Origin of the sequence: Bradyrhizobium sp. IAR9, assembly GCF_013408065.1 — a bacterium.
GTDB lineage: Bacteria > Pseudomonadota > Alphaproteobacteria > Rhizobiales > Xanthobacteraceae > Bradyrhizobium.
The window spans coordinates 348,241-369,831 of sequence record NZ_JACBZW010000003.1; the positions used below are offsets into that span (position 1 = coordinate 348,241).

The 21,591-nt window shown below is 66.4% G+C and carries 15 protein-coding genes; 3 read left to right on the forward strand and 12 right to left on the reverse strand.

The window, feature by feature from the left end; genetic code table 11:
- Positions 1-101 precede the first annotated feature (101 nt).
- From accD to GGD67_RS10710, 3 genes are read left to right on the forward strand one after another with little or no spacing between them, the layout of a single operon-like run.
- Positions 102-1,043: an acetyl-CoA carboxylase, carboxyltransferase subunit beta gene (gene accD / locus GGD67_RS10700; protein WP_018323424.1), complete on the forward strand. Its 942-nt coding sequence runs from the start codon at positions 102-104 to the stop codon at positions 1,041-1,043.
- A complete protein-coding gene (locus tag GGD67_RS10705; protein ID WP_179732585.1) occupies positions 1,040-2,383 on the forward strand; it encodes a folylpolyglutamate synthase/dihydrofolate synthase family protein in 1,344 nt (447 codons plus the stop codon). The genes accD and GGD67_RS10705 overlap by 4 nt, the downstream gene beginning before the upstream one ends.
- Positions 2,384-2,390: 7 nt before the next feature.
- Positions 2,391-3,131: a metallophosphoesterase gene (locus tag GGD67_RS10710; protein ID WP_179732587.1), complete on the forward strand. Its 741-nt coding sequence runs from the start codon at positions 2,391-2,393 to the stop codon at positions 3,129-3,131.
- A 17-nt stretch (positions 3,132-3,148) separates the two neighbouring features.
- Here the strand turns inward: GGD67_RS10710 and GGD67_RS10715 are convergent, their stop codons facing one another.
- The 12 genes from GGD67_RS10715 to ubiE form a co-directional block, all read right to left on the reverse strand.
- Complete coding sequence (locus GGD67_RS10715; RefSeq protein ID WP_179733044.1) at positions 3,149-4,156, reverse strand: ATP-dependent DNA ligase; 1,008 nt, start codon at positions 4,154-4,156, stop codon at positions 3,149-3,151.
- 145 nt (positions 4,157-4,301) lie between these two features.
- The gene (gene trxA, locus GGD67_RS10720) at positions 4,302-4,622 is read right to left on the reverse strand and encodes a thioredoxin (RefSeq protein ID WP_008540017.1); all 321 of its coding nucleotides are present in this window, start codon (positions 4,620-4,622) and stop codon (positions 4,302-4,304) included.
- A gap of 67 nt (positions 4,623-4,689) precedes the next feature.
- Positions 4,690-8,199 carry a double-strand break repair helicase AddA gene (gene addA / locus GGD67_RS10725; protein WP_179732589.1) on the reverse strand — a complete coding sequence of 1,170 codons (3,510 nt, stop codon included), beginning with the start codon at positions 8,197-8,199 and terminating at the stop codon, positions 4,690-4,692.
- Complete coding sequence (addB, locus tag GGD67_RS10730) at positions 8,193-11,339, reverse strand: double-strand break repair protein AddB (RefSeq protein ID WP_179732591.1); 3,147 nt, start codon at positions 11,337-11,339, stop codon at positions 8,193-8,195. Before addB ends, addA begins: the two co-directional genes overlap by 7 nt.
- A gap of 257 nt (positions 11,340-11,596) precedes the next feature.
- Positions 11,597-12,319, reverse strand: coding sequence for a nucleotidyltransferase family protein (locus GGD67_RS10735; protein WP_092251437.1), 723 nt, complete (start codon positions 12,317-12,319; stop codon positions 11,597-11,599).
- Between the two features lie 118 nt (positions 12,320-12,437).
- Entirely contained in the window at positions 12,438-12,755 is a 318-nt protein-coding gene (locus GGD67_RS10740; protein WP_018323417.1) for a PilZ domain-containing protein, read from the reverse strand.
- Positions 12,756-12,840: 85 nt separating this feature from the next.
- The gene (tsaE, locus tag GGD67_RS10745) at positions 12,841-14,373 is read right to left on the reverse strand and encodes a tRNA (adenosine(37)-N6)-threonylcarbamoyltransferase complex ATPase subunit type 1 TsaE (RefSeq protein ID WP_179732600.1); all 1,533 of its coding nucleotides are present in this window, start codon (positions 14,371-14,373) and stop codon (positions 12,841-12,843) included.
- Positions 14,370-16,874, reverse strand: coding sequence for a PAS domain-containing sensor histidine kinase (locus GGD67_RS10750; RefSeq protein WP_018323415.1), 2,505 nt, complete (start codon positions 16,872-16,874; stop codon positions 14,370-14,372). The genes tsaE and GGD67_RS10750 overlap by 4 nt, the downstream gene beginning before the upstream one ends.
- Positions 16,875-17,236: 362 nt before the next feature.
- Positions 17,237-17,695 (reverse strand): dUTP diphosphatase, encoded by a 459-nt coding sequence (gene dut / locus GGD67_RS10755; RefSeq protein ID WP_179732601.1) that lies wholly within the window; start codon positions 17,693-17,695, stop codon positions 17,237-17,239.
- Complete coding sequence (gene coaBC, locus GGD67_RS10760) at positions 17,692-19,143, reverse strand: bifunctional phosphopantothenoylcysteine decarboxylase/phosphopantothenate--cysteine ligase CoaBC (protein WP_179732603.1); 1,452 nt, start codon at positions 19,141-19,143, stop codon at positions 17,692-17,694. Before coaBC ends, dut begins: the two co-directional genes overlap by 4 nt.
- Positions 19,144-19,215: 72 nt before the next feature.
- Positions 19,216-20,790 carry a 2-polyprenylphenol 6-hydroxylase gene (gene ubiB, locus GGD67_RS10765; RefSeq protein WP_018323412.1) on the reverse strand — a complete coding sequence of 525 codons (1,575 nt, stop codon included), beginning with the start codon at positions 20,788-20,790 and terminating at the stop codon, positions 19,216-19,218.
- Positions 20,787-21,548 carry a bifunctional demethylmenaquinone methyltransferase/2-methoxy-6-polyprenyl-1,4-benzoquinol methylase UbiE gene (ubiE, locus tag GGD67_RS10770; RefSeq protein ID WP_179732606.1) on the reverse strand — a complete coding sequence of 254 codons (762 nt, stop codon included), beginning with the start codon at positions 21,546-21,548 and terminating at the stop codon, positions 20,787-20,789. The genes ubiB and ubiE overlap by 4 nt, the downstream gene beginning before the upstream one ends.
- Positions 21,549-21,591: the final 43 nt, after the last annotated feature.

Here is a 21,591-nt window from a genome sequence, read left to right on the forward strand (position 1 = left end):
TGCTCTAAGGCGGACGACACGGTGGCTTGCCGGGCGACGGCCCGGTCGCCATATATCCCTTCAGGCGATCCGCCGGGCGGCATCGCACATCGGAGCAAACCATGAACTGGCTTACCAACGTGGTCCGGCCGAAGATCCGCAACATGCTGCGGCGGGAGACGCCGGAGAATCTGTGGATCAAGTGCCCGGATTCCGGGCAGCTCGTGTTCTACAAGGACGTCGAGGCCAACCAGTTCGTCATCCCCGGCTCGAACTACCACATGCGCATGGGTGCGGTGGCGCGCTTGAAGTCGATCTTCGACAACGAGACCTGGTTCGACGTCGCGCTGCCCGACGTCACGCCCGATCCGCTCAAGTTCCGCGACGAGAAGAAATACGTCGACCGCATCAAGGACGCGCGCGCCCGAACCAATCTGAATGATGCGATCAAGGTCGGTTACGGCAAGCTCGAAGGCTCCGCCGTCGTCGTCGCCGTGCAGGATTTCGATTTCATGGGCGGCTCGCTCGGCATGGCCGCGGGCGAAGCCATCGTCCGCGGGCTCGAGCTCGCAGTCGAGAAGAAGTCGCCGTTCATCGTGTTCGCCGCATCCGGCGGCGCACGCATGCAGGAAGGCATCTTGTCGCTGATGCAGATGCCGCGCACGACGGTCGCGGTGCAGATGCTGCGCGAGGCCAAGCAGCCCTATATCGTCGTGCTGACCAACCCGACCACGGGCGGCGTCACCGCATCCTATGCGATGCTCGGCGACGTGCAGATCGCCGAGCCCGGCGCGCTGATCGGTTTTGCCGGCGCCCGCGTGATCGAGCAGACCATCCGCGAGAAGCTGCCTGAAGGGTTTCAGCGCGCCGAATATCTGAAAGAGCACGGCATGGTCGACATGGTCGTGCATCGCCACGAGCTGCGTCCGACCCTGGCGCGGCTCTGCCGCCTGCTGACCAAGGCGCCGGCGCTGGAGACCGCGTCGAAGCCGATGCAGCCGGTACTCAGCCCGGCACAGATCGTATCGGCCGCCGAGACGGCGCCGGCTGCGCCGCACGCGTGAACGCGTCCTCTGACAGCGCGAAGACGCCGCTCGGTGAATTGATCGGGCGGCTGTCGGTCCTGCATCAGAAGCGCATCGATCTCGGGCTCGAGCGGATGCACCGCCTGCTCGAACGGCTCGGCCACCCCGAACGCAAGCTGCCGCCGGTGATCCACATCGCCGGCACCAACGGCAAGGGCTCGACACTCGCCTACCTGCGCGCGACGCTGGAGGCCGCGGGCTTGCGCGTCCACGCCTATACCTCGCCCTATCTCGTCAGGATCAACGAGTGCTTCCGGCTCGGCCGCGTTGGCGGCGGCGTGCTGGTCGGTGACGACGAGTTGCGCGCGGCCCTGGAAGAGGTCGAGCGCGTCAATGCCGGCGAAGCCGCGACATTGTTCGAGCTGAAAACGGCGGCTGCCTTCCATCTGTTCGCACAGAACCCGGCCGACGTGGTGCTGCTCGAAGTCGGCCTCGGCGGCCGGCTCGATTCGACCAACGTGATCGATACGCCGGCGGCCTGCGTGATGACGCCCGTCAGCATGGACCACATGGATTTCCTCGGGGACACCCTGACATCGATCGCCGGCGAGAAGGCAGCGATCATCAAGCGCGGCGTGCCCGTGATCTCCGCGGAGCAGGCGGGCGAAGCCATGGCGGTGATCGAGGCGCAGGCCAGGCGCATGCGCGCGCCGCTGTTTGCGGCGAACGAGAGCTGGCACGTCAATGTCGAGCACGGCCGCCTGGTCTATTCCGACGATCGCGGCCTGATGGATCTCACCGCGCCGCGGTTGTTCGGCCGCCACCAGTTCGACAATGCCGGCCTCGCGATCGCGACGCTGCGGGCGATTCCGAACTTTGGGATCAATCAGGCGGCGTTTGAGGCCGGCATCGTCGGTGCCGAATGGCCGGCGCGGATGCAGCGTATCACCTCCGGCGAGCTGCTCGCTCTCGGTCCGCAGGGCTCGGAGATCTGGCTCGATGGCGGGCACAATGCCGAAGGCGGCCGCGTCGCGGCCGCCGCGCTCGGCGATCTCGAGGAGCGGGTGTCGCGACCGCTGGTCGTCATCGCGGGCATGATGGCCAACAAGGACGCGCAGGGCTTCCTCGCCAATTTCGCCGGTCTCACCCGTCACATCATTGCGGTGCCGATCCCCGACACCGAGAACGCGATGCCGGTCGATCGCCTCGCCGACGCCGCGCGCAGCCTCGGCATGCGCGTCGAGACCGTCTCGGGCGTCGAAGCCGCACTGCGTGGCCTGTCGAAGCTCGCCTACGAGGTGCCGCCGCGCATCCTGATATCAGGCTCGCTGTATCTGGCCGGCCACGTGCTGGCGATCAACGGCACGCCTCCTGCATGAGGCTTCAATGCGCTTTGCCGCCATCGCCGACGTCCACGGAAACTATCTCGCGCTGGAGGCGGTGCTCGCCGACATCCGGGCCCACGGCATCACTGACATCGTCAATCTCGGCGACATGCTGAGCGGGCCGCTCGATGCGCGCCGCACCATCGAGATCCTGATGCAGCTCGACGCCGTGCACGTGCTCGGCAACCATGACCGCTACCTGCTGGATCGTCCGCCGGAGAAAATGGGCTCGTGGGATCGTCCCGCCCACGCAGCGCTCAACGCCGCGCAACAGGACTGGCTCCGCGCGCAGCCGATGACGCGGGTGTTTCGCGAGCAGGTGTTCCTCTGCCACGCGACGCCCGAGAACGACGAAGTCTATTGGCTCGACACCGTGCATCCCGACGGCACGGTGGCGCTGTCGCCGCTCGACCGGATCGAGCAATTCGCACAGGGCGTCAGCCAGTCCCTGATCCTCTGCGCCCACACGCATCTCGCCCGCGCGGTACGACTTCGCGATGGCCGGCTGATCGTCAATCCCGGCAGCGTCGGTAGTCCCGGGTATCGCGACAAGCATCCGTATCCGCATGTCGTCGAAGCCGGCTCGCCGCACGCGCGTTATGCCATTCTCGAGCTTGCGAATGGCGCCTGGCAGGTGACGTTCCGCAATGTCGCTTATGATCACGAGGCGATGGCGGAGCTGGCGCGGCGCAACGGTCAGCCGGAGCTGGCGAACGCGCTGGCGACGGGATGGATCAATTAAGACGGCACGAGCGCGGCTCACTTCAACAGCTTCATCGGATCCGCGGCCCTCTGCTTCAACTGCTCGAAGCTGCATTGCCGCGGTGCCTTGTCGGGGCGCCAGCGCAGAATCGAGGTGCCGTGGCGGAAGCGTTCGCCGCTGAAATGGTCGTAGCAGACCTCGATCACCAGCTTCGGTTTGAGCGGACACCATATTGCCGAGCGCTCGGTGGACCAGCGGCTCGGCCCGCCCGGCGCGTTGCCGGTGAAGCCGGGCTCTGCGATCAGCGCCTCCACCCGGTCGGTCAGCGCGGGCTTCTGGTCTGCCCTGATCGCGGATGTAAAGCCGACATGGTGCAGCAAGCCACCATCGTCGTAGAGCCCGAGCAGCAGCGAGCCGACCACCTTTCGCCCGGCGATCTTGTTGGTGGCGTAGCGGAAGCCGCCGACGACGCAATCGGCGCTGCGGAATTTCTTGATCTTCTGCATGCCGTCGCGATTGCCGGCCTGATAGGGCAGGTCGACGCGCTTGGCGATGACGCCGTCCGAGCCGCCGCCGGATTGCGCCAGCCATTTTTTCGCGGTGGCGTAGCTCGTCGTCGCCGGTGACAGGCGGAAGAGGCTCCCCTTCAGATTAGCCTTCGCAAAAGCCTCCAGTACTGGTCGGCGTTCGCTGAGCGGTTTGCTGGCAAGCTGCTTCTCCCGGGCAGTCGCGAGAAGATCGAAGGTGAGATAGAGCGCCGGTGTCTCCTGCGAGAGCTTCGTCACGCGGCTTGCAGCCGGGTGAATGCGTTGCAGCAGCGCGTCGAATGAGAAGCTCTTGCCGTGCGGTACGACGATCTCGCCGTCGAGCGTGAAGCGGTCGGCCTTCAGCTTCAGCGCGGCAGCGACCACTTCCGGGAAATAGCGGGCGAGATCCTCGCCGGATTTGGAGCGCAGATCGACATGGCCGCCGTCGCGCGACAGCAGGCAGCGAAAGCCATCCCACTTGGGTTCGTATTGCCATTCCTTGCCGCGTGGAATTTCGTCGACCGACCGCGCCTCCATGGCAACGAGAGAGGTCGATCTTCGCGCGCGCTTTGCGGGAGGGGCAGGCAAGGGCCGGTTCTCGTCATACGCTGAACACGTCCCGTCAACGCAAACGGCCGGCATTTCGCCGGCCGTTGTCGAAAATAAACTTGTGCGAGTCGGATCAGACCGCGGAGGTGATCCACTGCTGTAGCTTCGCCTTCGGCGCTGCGCCGACCTGGCGGGAGGCCATCTCGCCACCCTTGAAGATCATCAGGGTCGGGATCGACATCACGCCGTACTTCGACGCCGTCTTCGGGCTCTCGTCGACGTTCAGCTTGACGATCTTGACCTTGTCGCCCATCGCGCCGGCGATCTCGTCGAGAGCGGGCGCGATCATGCGGCAGGGGCCGCACCACTCGGCCCAGAAATCGACGACCACGGGGCCGTTCGCCTTGAGCACTTCGGCTTCGAAATCGGCGTCGGAAACCTTGCTAACGGCCATTGGAGTACCTCACTCGGTTGAAAGAATCGGCGCGCATGGGAATCGCGCCCGGGATCATGGGGTCAACCTATGAACGGCTCCTTGCCGGGTCAAGGACGCTCACACCGAGATGAAGGGATGCCAGCGCCGCGTCCAGCGCGGGGGCTGAAATCTCCATATATTCAAGGGCCTCCGTCCAGAGCAGGACGGCGCGGATGGGCTTTTGGGGATAAAGCTGTGCCAGCACCGCCCGGTACAGCGCAAGCTGCCGGACATAGGCGGCGGGCGCTGCGGCCGCGTTCCTGGGCGCCGCCTGGTTGGTCTTGAAATCGACGATCAAAACCTCCTCCGGACGAACGACCAGCCGGTCGATCTGCCCCGACACCAATGCTGGAGTACGGCCCGGCCGCTCCAGCCGGCCGGCGATGGCGACCTCCGCCCGGCTGCCGGCGGCAAACACCGGCGCAAAGCGCGGTTCAGTGATCAGGGCGAGCACCTTGTCCGCCAAAGCCGTGCGGTCGGCCTCGGTCCAGTCGGAGGCATTGCGCGCCATGAAGCCGAGCGCGGCCTCGCGCCGGCGCTCCGCGGCAATGTCAGGTAGGGATTGCAGCAGCCGGTGCACCAGCGTGCCGCGCTGCAGTGCCAGCGCGCGCGATTGCACCGATTCGCCTGTCCGCACGCTGCGGCCTTCCTCAGCTGACTGGCCGGACGGACGCACCAGATCGTCGTCAACGGTCTCGCGCGGCGCCGGGGTTCGCAGCCAGGCGGGCAGCGCGACCGTCTGGTCCACGGTCGCCGCTGGGATACCCAGCGCCGCGACATCCTCCGGCCGGGCGAATCGGGTCACCTTGCCGAGCGGCGTCTCGATCGTCTGCTTGTCCAGGCCCGAGCCGGCGAGACCAGTGTCGACCAGGTCGTACCAGCTCAGCTTGCGGACCGTCTTCATGTTGCCGGGCATGCAGCCGCCGACGATTAGCCGGTCGGCCGCACGTGTCATCGCGACATAAAGCAGGCGGCGATATTCGTCCTCGGTTTCCTCGAGCATGGCCTTGCGCGCGTCGGCGACAGGCTTGGGGTCGTCGGCCTTGCGGCCGGCCCAGACCACGACCTCGCCGCCATCGCCGCGCGGCACGTGGATCAGCCGGACCCGCTGCGAGTCCGCGGGCGACGACGTGGTGTCGACCATGAACACGACCGAAGCCTCCAGGCCCTTGGCGCCGTGCACGGTCATCACCCGCACCTCGTCGCGCGAGATTTCCATGTCGCGCTTCACCTCGGTGTCGGCCGAGCGCAGCCAGGCCATGAAGCCTTGCAACGATGCCGGCGCCTTGCGCTCACAGCTCAGCGCCAGTTCCAGGAATTCGTCGAGCGCGTCGTTGGCTTCAAAGCCGAGCCGGCGCAGGATGCGCGCACGTCCGCCGTCGCCCCCTAACAGCCAGGCGTAGAAGGCAAACGGCGTTTCCTCGCGCGCGCGAATCTCGCAGGCTTCCAGACGCCGCAGCACGGCCGCAAACTTCTCGCTTCCCTTCGCATGCTCGCCGAGCGCGCGGCGCAGCGATCCCTTGCGGTCATGGGCAAGCTGGAACAGGTCGTCGTCATCGAGGCTGAACAGCGGGCTCTTCATCGCCACCGCCAGCGCGAGATCGTCCTGCGGCAGCAGTAGGGCATCAGCGAGGTTCATCAGGTCGATGATCGCGATGTGCTCGGTCAGCTTGAGCCTGTCGGCGCCGGCCACCGGAACGCCAGCGTGCTTCAGCGCCTGGATCACGGCATCGAAGGCATTGCCGCGGCGGCGCACCAGGATCAGCATGTCGCCATAGCGCAGCGGTCGGCGCTCGCCTTCGTGCCCGGTCAGCGTGCCACTCTCGACCAGCCGCTTGATCTCGGCCTGGATGCGGCGCGCCAGCTTGACTTCTGGGCTGGTGACAGCGACGCCGTCGAACGGCGCGCGCCAGCCTTCGATCTCCTGGCGGTCGTCGGCGACAGCCAGATCCCACAGCTCGATCACGCTCGGACCGGCATCGGCGAGCGCGTTGTGCAGGGGATGGCCGATCTCGACCGAATGGATGCTCTTGTAGATCTCCTGCTCGCGGAAGACGTGGTCGACCGAGTGCAGGATCGCGGCGCCCGAGCGGAACGAATAGGTGAAGGCCACGGGGTCGAACTTCAGCCCGGCGGCGGTGAACTTGCGGTGCAGCTCACGCCGGCGCGCATCGAATTCGTGCGGGGCTGCGCCCTGGAACGAGAAGATCGACTGCTTCTCGTCGCCGACCGCGAACACCGTGCGGTTCAGCCCCTCGCGCGCGCCTTCCCCGGCGGTGAATTCGGAGATGATGTGCGCGACGATGTCCCATTGCCGCGGGCTGGTGTCCTGGGCTTCGTCGATCAGGACGTGATCGACGCCGCGGTCGAGCTTGTAATGCACCCAGCCCGACGAGACGCGATTCAGCATCGCCAGCGTCTTGTCGATGAGATCGTCGTAGTCGAGCAGCCCGCGCTCCTGCTTCTCGCGGCGGTAGTTGGCGGCAGCCGCGGTCGCGATGTGCAACAGGGCCGCGGTGCGGTCGCGCATGGTCACCGCGCGGCGCTTCTCGACCAAGCCGCTGATGCGCTGCGCCTCGTTCTCGAACAGGCGGGCGACGGACGGATTGTGGTCGCCAAATTTTTTCGTCAGCACGGCCTTGCGCGGCAGCTTTTCGTCGGTGAGGAAGACGCAGAGATAGGCATCGACCTGCGCGCTGCCGGAGAACGCCTTGGCCTCGCGGAGCCGGCTGGCCTGATCGTTGTCGGACTTGCTGCCGTCCTCCAGCGCAAAGGCGATGTCGTCCCAGCGCGATCGCGGCAGATAGGGTCCATCGAGAATCTCGGTCTCGACGTCCTCGATGCGGTCGCTCGCATCAACGCCCAGCGCCGACGCCATCTGCACCGCCGCGGCTTCGGCGTTGCCGGCCTCATCCGTCCAGGCCATGAAGTGATCGCGGCTCAGGCACGCCTCGCGCACGACCTCCTTGAAGGTGACGTCGGCGGCGCTGGCCATTGCGGTCAGCAATGCGCGGCCGGTGACGCTCTCGGGATCGCGCGCGGCCTCCAGCAGCACCTTGAGATTGGCGCGTTCCATCATGTCGGTCTGGTCGCGCTCGTCGATCACGGCAAAGCGCGCGGGAACGTTGGCCTCGAACGGAAACTGCTGGAGCAGGCGCGTGCACAGCGCGTGAATGGTCTGCACCTTCAGCCCGCCCGGCGTCTCCAGCGCGCAGGCGAACAGTTTTCGCGCGTCGCGCCGAATTTTCGCGCTGGGATGCGGGATGCCGACAGCGCGGATCGCTGCGTCGAGCCCGGTATCATCCAGCGTCACCCAGTGACCGAGCGTGATGAACACGCGCTCGGCCATGTTGGCGGCGGCGGCTTTGGTAAAGGTGATGCAGAGGATCTTCTCCGGGGGCACGCCCGACAGCAGCAGGCGGATCACCCGCTGCACCAGCACATGGGTCTTGCCCGAGCCGGCATTGGCCGACACGAACGCCGACGCGGTCGGATCGGACGCGCGTGCCTGCCGCGCGCGTACTTCATCCGGGATGGGGCGCGGCAGCTTCACCATTCCTCGATCCCCAAACCGCCCGCCGCGGACCATTCCTTGATCCGGGCGAGGTCGTCATAGGCGCCGTAGCGGTTCGTCCACATCGGCAGGTTCAGCGAGGTGTAGGGCTGGTTCTCGTCCTCGAAGGCGCGGATCAGGGCTTCAAGCTTGGCCCGCGCTTCGGCGGCTGCGGTGTCCGGCGGGATTGGCTCGTCACTCTTGTTCACTTTGAGCTGGATGATGCGCTCCTCGCCCGCCGGATTGTTGCCGCTGAGCCGGACATAAACGAGCTGGCTCACCGAAGCGCCCGCGTCGATGTCGGAAAAGCCGCCCTCGCGCAGGATCGCGGCCTCCAATGTGAGCTGCGGTGACAGGCCCAAGCGCACCTGCTTGTCGCTAGGCGGCTGCCCGGTCTTGTAGTCGAGGATGGCGTAGCCGCCGCCCTGGCGACGCTCGATGCGGTCGGCGCGGGCGGAGAGACGGAAGCTGCGCTCATTGTCGAGCCTGATCGAGATCTCGCCGCGCGTCTCCGCGACGATGGCCTCGATCGCGTCGCGCCGCGCCGTCTCCCATTCGCCGAACCAGCGGGCGATGCGCTGGAAGCGCGGCCACCACAGCGCCCGCGCCTCGGGTCGCTCCATCAGGGGCGCGAAATATTTCTCACCAATCGTGCGCAGCACGCGCGCGGGGTCTTCAGGCAGACGCGTCGCATAACTCTCGGTGAACTCGCCGATCGCATCATGAATCGCCGAGCCGCGGTCGGCGGCCGACAGCGGCATGTCGACGGGATCGAGCGCATCGAGCCGCAAAATGTGTTTTGCGTAGATCGTGTAGGGATCGCGCAGCCAGTCTTCGATCGCGGTCACCGACATCCTGAGCGGCCGCGTCGCCCGCGGCGGCCGCGGCTCGGGCTGCTTGATCGGCGTGACTTCAGCGGGCTGGTCGAGCGCGCCCGCGAACTGCACATATTTCTCGCCGGCGCGAACGGCCGCCTTCCAATGATCATCGCCCGCAACCGCCTCCAGCCGATGAAGGAAGCGCGAAGCCACCGCAGGTGCGCCGCCGGCCTTGGCGGAATGGGTGAGGATCACCTCGTCGCCGCCGAGCAGCTGAGCAAAATCGTGGGCGGAGAGGCCGATGCGGCGCTCCGGCAGATCGAGACCGAGCTCGTGCCGCATCGGCCGGCTGAGCCAGGGGTCGATGCGCGGAGCCGGTGGCCAGACGCCTTCGATCAGGCCGCCGACGATGATGCGGTCAGCCTGCATCAGGCGCGATTCCAGCGGGCCGTAGATCTGCAGCCGCGCGCCCGGCTTGTCTCGCCGCCTCACGGCGCGATCGCTGAAAGCGGTCTGGAAGACGTCGGCATAATCAGGCAGCGTCACCATCAGTCCGCTGATCGTGCCGCCGCGCAGGAGATCGTCGAAGGCGCCGGCGAGCGCGAGGCCTTCGCGCTCCTCGAAGGCCAGCGGGATGCCCTGCTCGTCGCGCGACAGCTCGATCATGATCTCGCGATGCCGGTGCGCGAGTTCGGCAAAGTCATATGGCTTGGCCGACACCAGATTCTCGATCGGCGCCAGCGCCTTCTGCAAGGTGTCGATCAGCGTCTGGATGCGGTCGATATTTTCGGCCTTGAGACGCGCACGGGGCTCGGCCTTGTGAAGCGCGGAGACCTCGCTGCGCCACAGCTTTGTCAGCTCGTCGCGAAAGCGGTTGAATTCGCGCAGCAGGCCGCCGGTGCCCGCAGGCGGGCGCGTGCCGCGCAGGACTGCAAGCTCGAGATCTTCGATCGCCGCCTTCCATGCGCCAGGCAGCCGGCCGAGCCGGCACAGCGGATGCTTCAGCATCGCCAGCAGCGTCGGTGGCTCCAGTCCCTTGGTCGCCGCTTCCGCCGTGAGACGCGCAAAGACGCCGGCGGATGTTTCCATCAGCACGTCGCCGCCGGAATCATCGAAGGCGAGATCCCATCGGGTCAGCGCGGCCATCACCCGCCGCGCCAGCGCGCGGTCCGGCGTGACCAGCGCTGCCGATTTGTCGAGATGCCGCGCCTCGCGCATGGCGATGGCAATGGCGAGCGCTTCCATTTCAGGATTGGGTGCTTCGACGACCGCGAGGTTTCTCATGCCGCCGGCGATCTTCGCCGCGACGTCCGGCTGCTTCAGCCGGTCGTGCCAGACTTCCGTCTTGGCCGACGGTCGCATCGATTCCGATGCGAGCAGATCGCGGCCGCCGTCCGTTGGCGGCTGGAGAATCTCGACGTCGCTGCGCTTGATGCCAAAGCGATCCAGCAGTGCGTTCATCGCGTATTGCGGATGGTTCGACGCCGGATGCTCCGCGAACTTGCCGAGCGAGTCGCGCACGCCGCCGATGCTGCGCCAGGCGTCGTCGTCGAGATCGGTGTCGAGGCCCGGCAGCACCACTGCGCCATGCGGCAACGAGGCGACTGCGTGCAGGAATTTCGCGGTGGCCGGCATCGAGCCGGTCGAGCCCGCTGCGATCACGGGCCCATGGGGATGTGCGGTCAGGCGCTTGGCTTCCGCCGCGATCAGGAGATCGCGCCGGGCTGCGGGTTCAATCCGGTTGATCTCGGTGAGATGACCGGGCCAGGCGATGCGTGCGATCCGCAAAAATTCGAGCGAGTGCTGCCAGTAGCGGTCGAGGTTGTCAGGTACGAGACCGTCGAGCGCGCTCCAGTCGACGCCGCGCGTCACCATGTCGTCGATCAGGCGTGCGAGGTCGCCGGCGAGCGCCAGCGTCGAAGCAGGCCCGCCGACCACCAGCGGCGATAGCACCGGGCCCTTGGCCCAGGCTGCGACCAGTTGCGCCAGCGTCAGCCGTCGTTCGAGCTCGCCGAGCCGCGGCGGAATGTCGAGCGGCGTCGCGCCGGAGAACTGCTCGCCCTCGTCGGCGAAGGCGAGCTCATCCTCGTCGATGTCGCCGAGCGCGACGATGCGCGGCAGCACCACGGCGTCCGCTTTCATCTCGTCGAGGAAGATCTCGCGCACCATGCGCATCGCGCGCCGTGTCGGGAGGTATAGCGTGGCGTCCGCCAACCGAGCCGGTTCCTTGCGCGCCTCGAATCCCTCGACCAGTCGTCCCTCGAGCAGGCTCGCGACGATCGTGCGCAGGAATGGAACTGAGAGGGGGACGCTGAAGACGCGCATGAGCTGCCTGATTCGAAGGATCAGGCAATATAGGGAGGCGGGGTCAAATGGTCATGGGGCGGCGCGAAATCGTCCCCGCTGTTCGTCGGGACTAGAACAGGTGCCGTAGGGTGGGCAAAGGCGCGACAGCGCCGTGCCCACGCGTCTCTCACCGACTTTCACCGCTTGAATCCGTGGGCACGCTTCCGCCTTCGCTCTTCGAGCTACGGCGGACAAGTCGCTTTGCCCACCCTACGGCACCGCGTTCGGGACCGGCCCTACGCCACGCTCTCCAGAAACGCCTCTTCCGCGGCGTGCACGGCGTCGGGCGTGCCGACATGCATCCAGACGCCGTCGAGGCGGAGGCCGAACAGCCGCTCCTGCTCGTTGGCGCGGTCGAACATTTTAGTCAGCGAGAACTCGCCCTGCGGCGCGCCTTCGAAGATCGACGGCGACAGGATCGCAGCGCCGGCATAGACGAACGGAACGACTTCCTTTTCCTTGCGCTTGCGCAGGGCGCCGTCGGGCAGCATGCCGTAATCGCCGCGACCGCCATAGCCGATGCTGGTTGCGGTCGGCGCCATCAGCAGCAGGATGTCCATGCGCGCGGGGTCGAAATTTTCGGCAAGCCGCGTCAAATTGGAGCGCACGCCGTCGATCCAGAGGGTGTCGGAATTGACGTGGAAGAACGGTGCGTCGCCGAGCAACGGCAGCGCCTTGACCACGCCGCCGCCGGTGCCGAGCACCTGGTCGCGCTCGTCAGAAATTGTCACGCGCGGAAGCTGGCGCGATGCGACGTGATCGATGATCTGGTCCGGCAGGTAATGCACGTTGACCACGGCTTCGGTCACGCCGGCCTGGCCGAGCTTATCGAGCACGTGGTCGAGCAGCGGCTGGCCGGCCACCGGCACCATCGGCTTCGGCATCCTGTCCGTCAGGGGACGCATGCGCAGGCCAAACCCTGCAGCGAGCACCATGGCTTTGGTCGGTTTGACGGACATCCTTCGCTTTCTCAGACCTTTCGCGTTCACAGCAATCCTAACACGAGGTTCGATCAGCCGCACCGCATCTCAACCGCCTTAGCCACCCGCCGTGACGGTTGTACGACGGGTGTTGCCATCATGCCCCGACGGCTGTGGAACGCGCCTTTTTCTTCTTGTCGCCGAGCTTGAGGAAATTGACCCCGATCTGGTCGCCATTCACCCAGGCCAGCTCGCAACGCCGGTACGCAAGTCCGGTGGACGACAGCAGCAGAAAGAACTCCTTCAGATGGAGGCCCTCGACCGAGCCGTCGATGGTCAGCTTGGCGCCGGTCTCGGAGACGTCCTCCATGGTGCAGTCGCGCCGCCAGGTGCCGTCGATCCCCATCATCTGGGCCGAGATCCCGCGCTCGAAAACAACCCGGCTGTTGCCGCGCTGGTCCGTCTTTACCGCCATCTGCCCGCTCCAGCCCGTAATGATCCGGCTGCCTGGCCGCCAGAATACCGGCGTCTTGGCTAACAGCTGGTAAATCGGGTCCGAATCAGGCTTCAGGCGCCCCTTGCGGCGGCGGGACGTTGGCGAGATACCAGTCGCGCAGATGGGCGAGCGCGGGATGCGCCAGCGAGCGCTGCAGATAGGTCCAGATTCGCGGCTGGTGGCGCAGATAATGCGGCTTGCCGTCGCGGCGGTTGAGGCGGGCGAAGGTGCCGAGCAGGCGCGTGTTCCGCTGCGCCGACATGATCGCGTAGCTCTCGGCGAAACCGGCGGCGTCGAAGCTCGCATCGCTTGCGCGGCGCGTCTTGATGTAGCTCGACAGCAGCGCCAGCTCGAGGGTTTCAGGGACGTCGATGCGCGCATCCTGAAGCAGCGACACCACGTCATAAGAGTGGGGCCCGAGCACGGCGTCCTGGAAGTCGATCACGCCGACGCGTTTGATGGTGTCGCGGTCAGCGAGCCAGATCAAGTTCGGCGAGTGATAATCGCGGATGACCCACGTCTTGGGCCCGGCCAACGGCTTTTTCAGCAACTCGCGCCACATCGCGAAGAACTCCGCGCGCTTCTCATCGCTCAGCGGTGCGTTGCGATCGGGCAGATACCATTCAGGCATCAAGCCGATTTCGATCAACAGCGCCTCGATGTCGAAGATAGGAATGGTGTAGGTCTGGTCCGCCAGCTCCAGCGTCTCAGGCAATGTCCTCCAGTGCAGCACGGCGAGCACGTCGGTCGCAGCTTCGTAACGTTCGGCAATCGGGCGCGGTGGATCACCTTCGATCACGCCGTCACTGCCGAAATCCTCGGAGATCAGGAAGCCGTGGTCGAGATCGTAATGGTGGATCGCGGGCGCCGAGATTCCGACCACGCGCAAGCCGACATCCATGGCAACGAAAGGCCTGATGTTCTCCGCAAGATGCACCGCGGCGCTGTAGGACTTCCCGTTGTACATCGCCGCGCCATCTGGCCGCTGCGGAGAGTTCATGAGGATGACGCTCTCGCCGTCGCGCAGCAGCCGCGCATAGGAGCGCGTCGAGGCATCGCCCGCCATGCGCTTGCGCGTCGCATCCAAGTAGCCCGCTGCGTCCAGAAATTCACGCAATGCCTGCAGCCGCGCGACCGTGGCCGCGCTCTTGCCGTGACCGGTGATGTCGGCGGCGCGCGCGTTCGAGCCCAATGCGGCGCGATGCGTCAGCGCGATGTCGATGCGATCCTGTGGCATCGCCGACGGCGCGCGCTCCGGCCATTCGATCAGGACGAGTGTGGCATCGGGCAGCGGCGACAGCCCGATCTCCTCGAGCTCGCTCTCGTCCTCTACGCGGTAGAGATCGGCGTGCATTACCGGGAACGGCGGCAGCTCATAGCCCTGCACCAGCGTGAAGGTCGGGCTCGGCACCTCCAGCTCCTCGTCGCCGGCGAGGTAGCGGATCAGCGCGCGGGCGGCAGCTGTCTTGCCGGCGCCGAGATCGCCGGTCAGCGTAATGACATCGCCGGGGCCGACCAGCAGCGCGAGATCGGCCATCAATTGCGCGGTGGCCGTCTCGTTGTGAAGCGCGACGGAGAATGCGGTTGGTTCTGTCATTCGGCGGCGTCGCGATGCGCCGCCTGGTCGGTCGGGAAGTCGCAGATCACGACCGTGCCCCGGCCGACGATCGAATCCACCCGCACCTTGCCGCCATGCAGCTCGACGAAGGAGCGCACCAGCGACAGGCCGAGCCCGGCGCCGCGGTGACGCGAGCCCTGCGAGCGGCTTTCAAACCAGTTGAACACCTTGTCCTTCATGTCGGCAGGTATTCCAGGCCCGGAATCTGTCACAGTGAAGACCACGCTGCGTTCGGTGCGGCGCGCGCTGATGCCGACGGTGGAATCCTGTGGAGAAAACCCGACGGCGTTGGCAAGGAGGTTATAGAGCACCTGCACCACGCGCTTCTCGTCGCCGACGAAGCTTCCGACATCGGGCGCGATCTCGACCTTGAGGCGGATGCGGTCGGTGGCGAGCCGGTCCTGGATGCCTTCGGCCGCGAGCTCGATGGTCTTGCTGACGTCGACCGGGCCGAGTTCCAGCTTCATCGCGCCGGCGTCGATGGTGGCGAGATCGAGGATGTTGTTGGTCAGCGCCAGCAGCGCGTTGGTCGATTTGGTGACGTAGTCGAGATATTCGGCCTGTTTCGGCGTCAGCGGCCCGGTCGAGGGATCGCTGAGGAAATGCGCGAAGCCGATGATGGTGGTGAGCGGCGAGCGCAGCTCGTAGGAAACGTGGTGGACGAAATCCACCTTCATCTGGTCGGCAGCCTCCAGCGCCTCGTTGCGCTCGCGCAGTGCGCGCTCTACGTTCTCGGTGTCGGTGATGTCCTGGAACGTCAGCATGGTCGCGCCGTCATGCAGCGGGCGGATCATGCCGTCGAGCACGCTGCCGTCCTTGCGCTCCAGCTTCAGCGGCACGTCGGCGCGGCTCTCGATCGAGGTGACGGCCTCGCGGATCTGACGCCAGACCGTGGGGTCGTCGAACAGCTGATGGCACCAGCCTTCCACCGTCTGGATGTGCGGCTCGTCGCGCATGGCATCGCTCGACAGCTTCCACATCCGGACGAAGGCCGGGTTGAACAGTTGCGCCTTGCCGTTGCTGCCGAACACCGCGACGCCCTCGGCGAGACTGTCCAGCGTCTCGCGCTGGACCCGGATCATGCCGTCGAAGCGGCGGGCGAGCTCGAGGCTCTCGGTGACATCGTCGAACAGATAGGTGACGCCGCCTTCCGGGTTCGGCGTGGTCACGACCGAGAGCGCGCGGCCGTCGGGCAGGTACCAGGTGTCCTTGGTGGTCTCGACCGCGCGATAGGCCTCGTGCAGCTTGGATTTCCAGGCACGGAAGTCCGGCTGCTCCGGCAGCTTGCGCGCGGCGCGGAGCTGGTCGAGCACGCTGGAATCATCGGGATTGGCGTCGAGGAAGGTGCGGTCGAGGTCCCACAGCCGGCGGTAGGAATCGTTGTAGAAGGCCAGCCGACGCTGGCCGTCGAACACGGCAACGCCGGAGGAGAGCTGGTCGAGCGTGCGGCGATGCGCCTCCGCCATCCGCACCAGCGCCGAGCTGAGCGCATCCGCCTCGCTGGCATCGATGGCGACGCCGACGCTGCCGCTGCCGACATTGACCGCGCGCACGTCGTAGATGCGGCGCTCGCCGCTGATCACGATCGGCAGCCGCGCGTTGAAATTGGCGGTGTCCTTCAGTCCCCGTTCCATCGCGGTGCGATCGGCGCTGTCGAGCAGCTCGAGCTTGCGCTCCTGCGCGTCGGTGACGTTGTTCGCCTCGGTCGCGCGGACATAGGCGGGGTTGGCGTAGGTCAGCGCGCCGTTCTCGCCCTTGGCCCAGATCGGCCAGGGGGCGTTGGCGGCAAAGCCGCGCAGCATCTCGGTCTCGTCGGAGAGCGCGTTGTAGCGCAGATTGGTCTCGGCCAGATCGCGGCGGAGCCCCGAGAGTTCGCGAATCCGGACAATGGCCTGGCCGCCGATGGCGCGGCCGATGGCCTCGAGCGTGTGGCCATGCGCGGTGGTCAGTGTCAGCTGGAACCCGTCGCCGCGGTCACGCAGCGCATCGACGGCATGATCCATCTGGAGCGCGGGTTCCGGCGGCAGCCAGGTTCCGAAGGCGAGCACGCGTTGCGGCGAGGAGTCGCGCGGCAACACCATGGAGATGTCGCCGGAGATCTGCGCGCGATTATCGCCGGCCGGCCAGGAGATCAGGATCTGCGGCTCGGCGAACAGCAGCGCGCCGAAGCGGTCGGCCTGGAGCTGGAGTTCCCCGATTCGGGCACGCAGCCGCGCCTCGTTCTTCGCCGTACGCACGCGCGTGCGCATCAAGAGAATCGCAGCCACCACCGAGAAGCCGAGCAGGGCCAGCGCGGTGGCGAGCACCGCGAGTTCCTGCCGGTTGAAATCCAGCATGATGGAGAGGGTGTCGATGAGGTCGGCCGCCTCGGCCGGCGCAGCCGGCAGCAGCGCTGCAAGAGCGCCTCCCAACAAGCCGTTGCGCACGAGCGATGTGCACGACAGCAGCGTCCGACGCATCGACACGATCACGCCTGACATAGTTGCCCCAAGATCGCACAGATTTGCGCGCGGCGACCCCCGTCGCGCGCGAATCAAACGACAATACCCTCACCGCGACTCCGGCGGTAAGAGTCCAGATCGTGAACGCAAAGGCGGCCCCAAAAAAATGCAGAGTGAAGGGTTCCATCTCACGTAATTCTTCGGATGATTCGGCTGGAACTGCCGTGCGTTAGCGGATGAGATGCGGGGGCCGTTTCCACGAAGCAGGTGCGCTCCCTCCCCCGCTTGCGGGGGAGGGTTGGGGAGAGGGTATCTCCGCAACGGGACGCTCCCCAGAGGAGAGAGCCCTCACCCGCCGCGCTCTGCGCGTCGACCTCTCCCGCAAGCGGGAGAGGTAAGAACTAGCGGCCCGTCGAGCCGAAGCCGCCGGCGCCGCGATCGGTGGCCGACAATGTGGCCACCGGAACCAGCGCGGCCTGCACCACGGGCGCGATCACCATCTGGGCGATGCGCTCGCCGCGCTTGATCACGAACGGCGCTGTGCCGTGATTGATCAGGATCACCTTGATCTCGCCGCGATAGTCCGCGTCGATCGTGCCCGGCGAGTTCAGCACGGTGACGCCGTGCTTGGCGGCAAGCCCCGAGCGCGGTCGCACCTGCGCCTCGTGCCCGGCCGGCAATGCGATCGCAAGGCCCGTCGGCACCAGCGCATATTGGCCGGGGGCGAGCGTCATCGGCTCGCTGTCCGGCACCGCCGCCATCAGATCGAGGCCGGCAGCCTCGGTGGTCTGATAGGCCGGCATTGGCAGGCCTTCCGCATGGGCCAGGCGTTGCAGTTCGACAGTGACCTTCGTGCTCAAGATGCCGGCTCCAGGGATTTGTCGGTCACGCTTCGTGCGACATGCGCGACCAGTTCGATGGCGACCTGTTCCTTGGTCATCACCGGCCAGGAATCAACTGCAATCTCGCCGTCCTTCTCACCATTCTTGCGGCTAATCAGATGCACGGTGTTGCGGTCGCCGCCCATCACGCCGGTGGCGGGCGAGACGTCGTTGGCGACGATCCAGTCGCAGCCCTTGCGGGCCAGTTTTGACTTGGCGTTGTCGATCAGGTGCTCGGTCTCGGCGGCAAAGCCGATCACCAGCGGCGGGCGCTTGTCGGTCAGCTTCGAGATCGTGGCGAGGATATCGGGGTTCTCGATCAGCTGAAGCGGCGGCATGCCGGCCGAAGTCTTCTTCAGCTTCTGCTCGCCTTCATTGGCAACGCGCCAGTCGGCGACCGCGGCGGCAAAGATCGCGATGTCGGCGGGAAGCGAGGCCTGCACCTGCTCCAGCATCTGCCGCGCCGATTCGACGTGCTTGACGGTGACGCCCTGGGGATCGCTGAGGTCGACCGGACCGCTGACCAAAATCACCTCGGCGCCGGCGGCGTGCGCGGCTGCGGCAATGGCAAAGCCCTGCTTACCCGAGGAGCGGTTGGCGATGTAGCGCACCGGATCGATCGGCTCGTGGGTAGGACCTGCGGTGATCAGTACGCGCTTGCCGGCAAGTGGCTTTGGCGCCGGCGGCCGCAGCAGGCGCTCGGCAGCCGCGGCGATCTCGATCGCTTCCGACATGCGGCCGACACCGGCTTCGCCTGCTTCGGCCATCTCGCCGGAATTGGGTCCGATCAGCACCACGCCGTCGCGCTGCAGCTGCGTGAGGTTGCGGCGCGTGGCCGCATTGGTCCACATCAGCGGGTTCATTGCCGGTGCCAGCAGCACCTTGCGGTTGGTCGCGAGCAGGATGGCGCTGGCGAGATCGTCGGCGTGGCCGTTGGCCATCTTGGCCATCAGGTCGGCGGTCGCGGGCGCGACGACTATCAGGTCGCAGTCGCGCGCGAGCCTGATATGGCCGGCGTCGAACTCGCTCTGCGGGTCGAACAGGTCGGTATAGACGCGCTCATGGGAGAGGGCGCTGACCGCCAGCGGCGTGACGAATTGCTGGGCCGCCTTGGTCAGGACGCAGCGGACCTCGACGCGGCGCTCCTTCAGCCTTCGGATCAGGTCGAGCGATTTATAGGCCGCGATGCCGCCGCCGATGATCAGGGTGACGCTGGCCTCGGGGACGGCGCCGGTGCGCTGGAGTGCGGGGGTGGAGGATACCGCAGGCGGTACCGCAAACGGCGTCAGCGGCTCCTCGCGGCCCTCGATCAGCTCCCGCAGGATGACCCGGACCTCTTCCTCGACCGACCTGCGGTTCTTCGCCGAGCGCAGCCGCAAATAGGTTTTGACGGCGTCGTCGAGCTTGCGGATGGTCAGGCTTGCCATGACGCCCCTCCAGCACGAAATGATAGCGATGCTATCACTCGTGTGATTGCAATGCAATCAGGTTTTTGGCAATCACAGATTCCGGACGGCGATCAGGATCCCGATGAAGGTCGCGGCGATGATCCAGAGCGCGACGGTGCGCCAGCGATTCTTGCGGCCCTCGCTGCGGCCCATCGCGGCGATGCTCTCGGGCGACAGCCTGATGCCCTCCCGCGTCATGGTCTCGAGCTGCTCGAGCACCTTCACGGACCGCTCGGCGATCTCCGGCATGCGCATCAGCACGCGCGCGATGTCTCCGGTCCCGGCGAGCGCGCCTTGCACCCGGCCGATCGGACCGAGATTGCGCTCGATCCATTCGCGTACCACGGGGTCGGCGACCTTCCAGATGTCGAGCCTGGGATCGAAGCCGCGCGCCACGCCTTCGACCACGACCATGGTCTTCTGGAGCAGGATCAGCTCGGGGCGCGTGGTCATGTCGAACAGGCCGGTGACCTCGAGCAGCAGCGTCAAGAGCCGCGCCATCGAGATCTCTTCCGCCGTGCGGTTGTGGATCGGCTCGCCGATGGCGCGAATCGCTTGCGCGAAGTTCTCGACCGAGTGATGTGCGGGCACGTAGCCCGCCTCGAAATGCACCTCGGCGACGCGGCGATAATCGCGGGTGATGAAGCCGAGCAGGATTTCGGCGAGGAAGCGCCGCTCCTTCATGCCGAGCCGGCCCATGATGCCGAAATCGACCGCGACGAGTCGCCCCGCGTCATCCAGGAACAGATTGCCCGGATGCATGTCGGCGTGGAAGAAGCCGTCGCGCAGCGCGTGGCGCAGGAAGCTCTGGATCACCTTGCGGCCGAGATCGGGCAGGTCGACCTGCGATTCGGCCAGACGCTTGTGATCGTTCAGCGCGATGCCGTCGATCCACTCCATCGTCAGCACGTTGTGCGTGGTGCGGTCCCAGTCCACGGCCGGCACGCGGAAATCAGGATCGCCCTGCGTGTTCTCTGCCATCTCCGACAGCGCCGCAGCTTCCAGCCGCAGATCCATCTCCATCGCGACCGAGCGCGACATGGTGTTGATGACCTCGATGAGGCGCAGGCGCCGCGCTTCGGCCGAATAAGCCTCGGCCTTGTGCGCGACGAAGAAGAAATCGGAGAGGTCGCGGCGGAAGCGCGTGGCGACGTTGGGCCGAAGCACCTTGACCGCGACCGACTTGCGGATGCCGGCGTGCAAAACCTCGCCGCGATGCACCTGCGCGATCGAGGCCGCCGCGACGGGAGGGCCGAAGCTCACAAACACGTCCTTCAGCGGCCGCTCCAGCGAGGTCGCGATCGCGGCTTCGGCTTCGTCCTGCGGAAACGGCGGCAGGCGGTCCTGGAGACTTTCGAGGTCGCGCGCCATGATGACGCCGACGACGTCGGGGCGTGTGGCCAGGAATTGTCCGAGCTTGAGATAGGCGGGGCCCATCCGCGTCAGCGCGCGCGATATCCGCGGGCCGTGCTTGACACCACGTCGTTCGACGAGGCGCGCCAGCTTCAGAGCGAGCTGTCCCGGCGGCGGCACCAGGCTCGGATCGACCGAGCCGAACACGCCCTCGCGCGCAAACACGAACGCGGCGCGGATCAGGCGCGCAATGTGGGTGAAGGCAGAGATCACAAACGCCAGCCCGAATGCAGTGCGACGATGCCCCCGGACAGGGTCTGCCAGCTGACGCGGGCGAAGCCGGCGTCGCGGATCATGTCGGCGAAGGCGTTGGGTTTCGGAAACTTGCGGATGGACTCGACGAGATATTGGTAGGACTCGGCGTCGCCCGTGATCATCCGGCCGAGCGGCGGGATCACCTTGAACGAGAACAGGTCGTAGATCCGGTCGAGCCCGGGCATTTCGACGGTGGAGAATTCCAGGCACAGGAAGCGGCTGCCGGGCCTCAGCACGCGATGGGCCTCGCGCAGCGCCAGATCGATCCGGGGCACGTTGCGAATACCGAAGGCGATCGTATATGCGTCGAAGCTGCGGTCGGCGAAGGCGAGCGCTTCGGCATTGCCTTCGACGAAATCGACCCGGGTGTCGAGATGGCGCTTCGCGGCGCGCTCGCGGCCCACCGCCAGCATGTCGGTGTTGATGTCGCAGACGGTGGCATGGAAGCCGGTGCCCGCCGCTTTGGCGGCGCGGAACGAGATGTCGCCGGTGCCGCCGGCGACGTCGAGCAGCGCGAACGGCCGGTCGCTCCTCGGCGGGTCGAGCGCGGTGATCATGATGTCCTTCCAGACCCGGTGCAGGCCACCGGACATCAAATCGTTCATCAAATCATAGCGCGACGCCACGCTGTGAAACACATCGTTCACCAGCGTCTGCTTGTCCCCGAGGGGGACGTCCCTGAAGCCAAAATGCGTGGTTTCGCCCGGCCGATCCATTACTCTACTCCACTGGGCGAACCATAGCGCGCCCGCCGCAATG

Excerpts from the sequence above, each read along its gene's own strand:
- accD (WP_018323424.1), top strand. The coding sequence starts at position 102 with ATGAACTGGCTTACCAACGTGGTCCGGCCGAAGATCCGCAACATGCTG.
- GGD67_RS10710 (WP_179732587.1), top strand. The coding sequence starts at position 2,391 with ATGCGCTTTGCCGCCATCGCCGACGTCCACGGAAACTATCTCGCGCTG.
- GGD67_RS10715 (WP_179733044.1), bottom strand. The coding sequence starts at position 4,156 with ATGGAGGCGCGGTCGGTCGACGAAATTCCACGCGGCAAGGAATGGCAA.
- trxA (WP_008540017.1), bottom strand. The coding sequence starts at position 4,622 with ATGGCCGTTAGCAAGGTTTCCGACGCCGATTTCGAAGCCGAAGTGCTC.
- addA (WP_179732589.1), bottom strand. The coding sequence starts at position 8,199 with ATGGTGAAGCTGCCGCGCCCCATCCCGGATGAAGTACGCGCGCGGCAG.
- addB (WP_179732591.1), bottom strand. The coding sequence starts at position 11,339 with ATGCGCGTCTTCAGCGTCCCCCTCTCAGTTCCATTCCTGCGCACGATC.
- GGD67_RS10735 (WP_092251437.1), bottom strand. The coding sequence starts at position 12,319 with ATGTCCGTCAAACCGACCAAAGCCATGGTGCTCGCTGCAGGGTTTGGC.
- GGD67_RS10740 (WP_018323417.1), bottom strand. The coding sequence starts at position 12,755 with ATGGCGGTAAAGACGGACCAGCGCGGCAACAGCCGGGTTGTTTTCGAG.
- tsaE (WP_179732600.1), bottom strand. The coding sequence starts at position 14,373 with ATGACAGAACCAACCGCATTCTCCGTCGCGCTTCACAACGAGACGGCC.
- GGD67_RS10750 (WP_018323415.1), bottom strand. The coding sequence starts at position 16,874 with ATGTCAGGCGTGATCGTGTCGATGCGTCGGACGCTGCTGTCGTGCACA.
- coaBC (WP_179732603.1), bottom strand. The coding sequence starts at position 19,143 with ATGGCAAGCCTGACCATCCGCAAGCTCGACGACGCCGTCAAAACCTAT.
- ubiE (WP_179732606.1), bottom strand. The coding sequence starts at position 21,548 with ATGGATCGGCCGGGCGAAACCACGCATTTTGGCTTCAGGGACGTCCCC.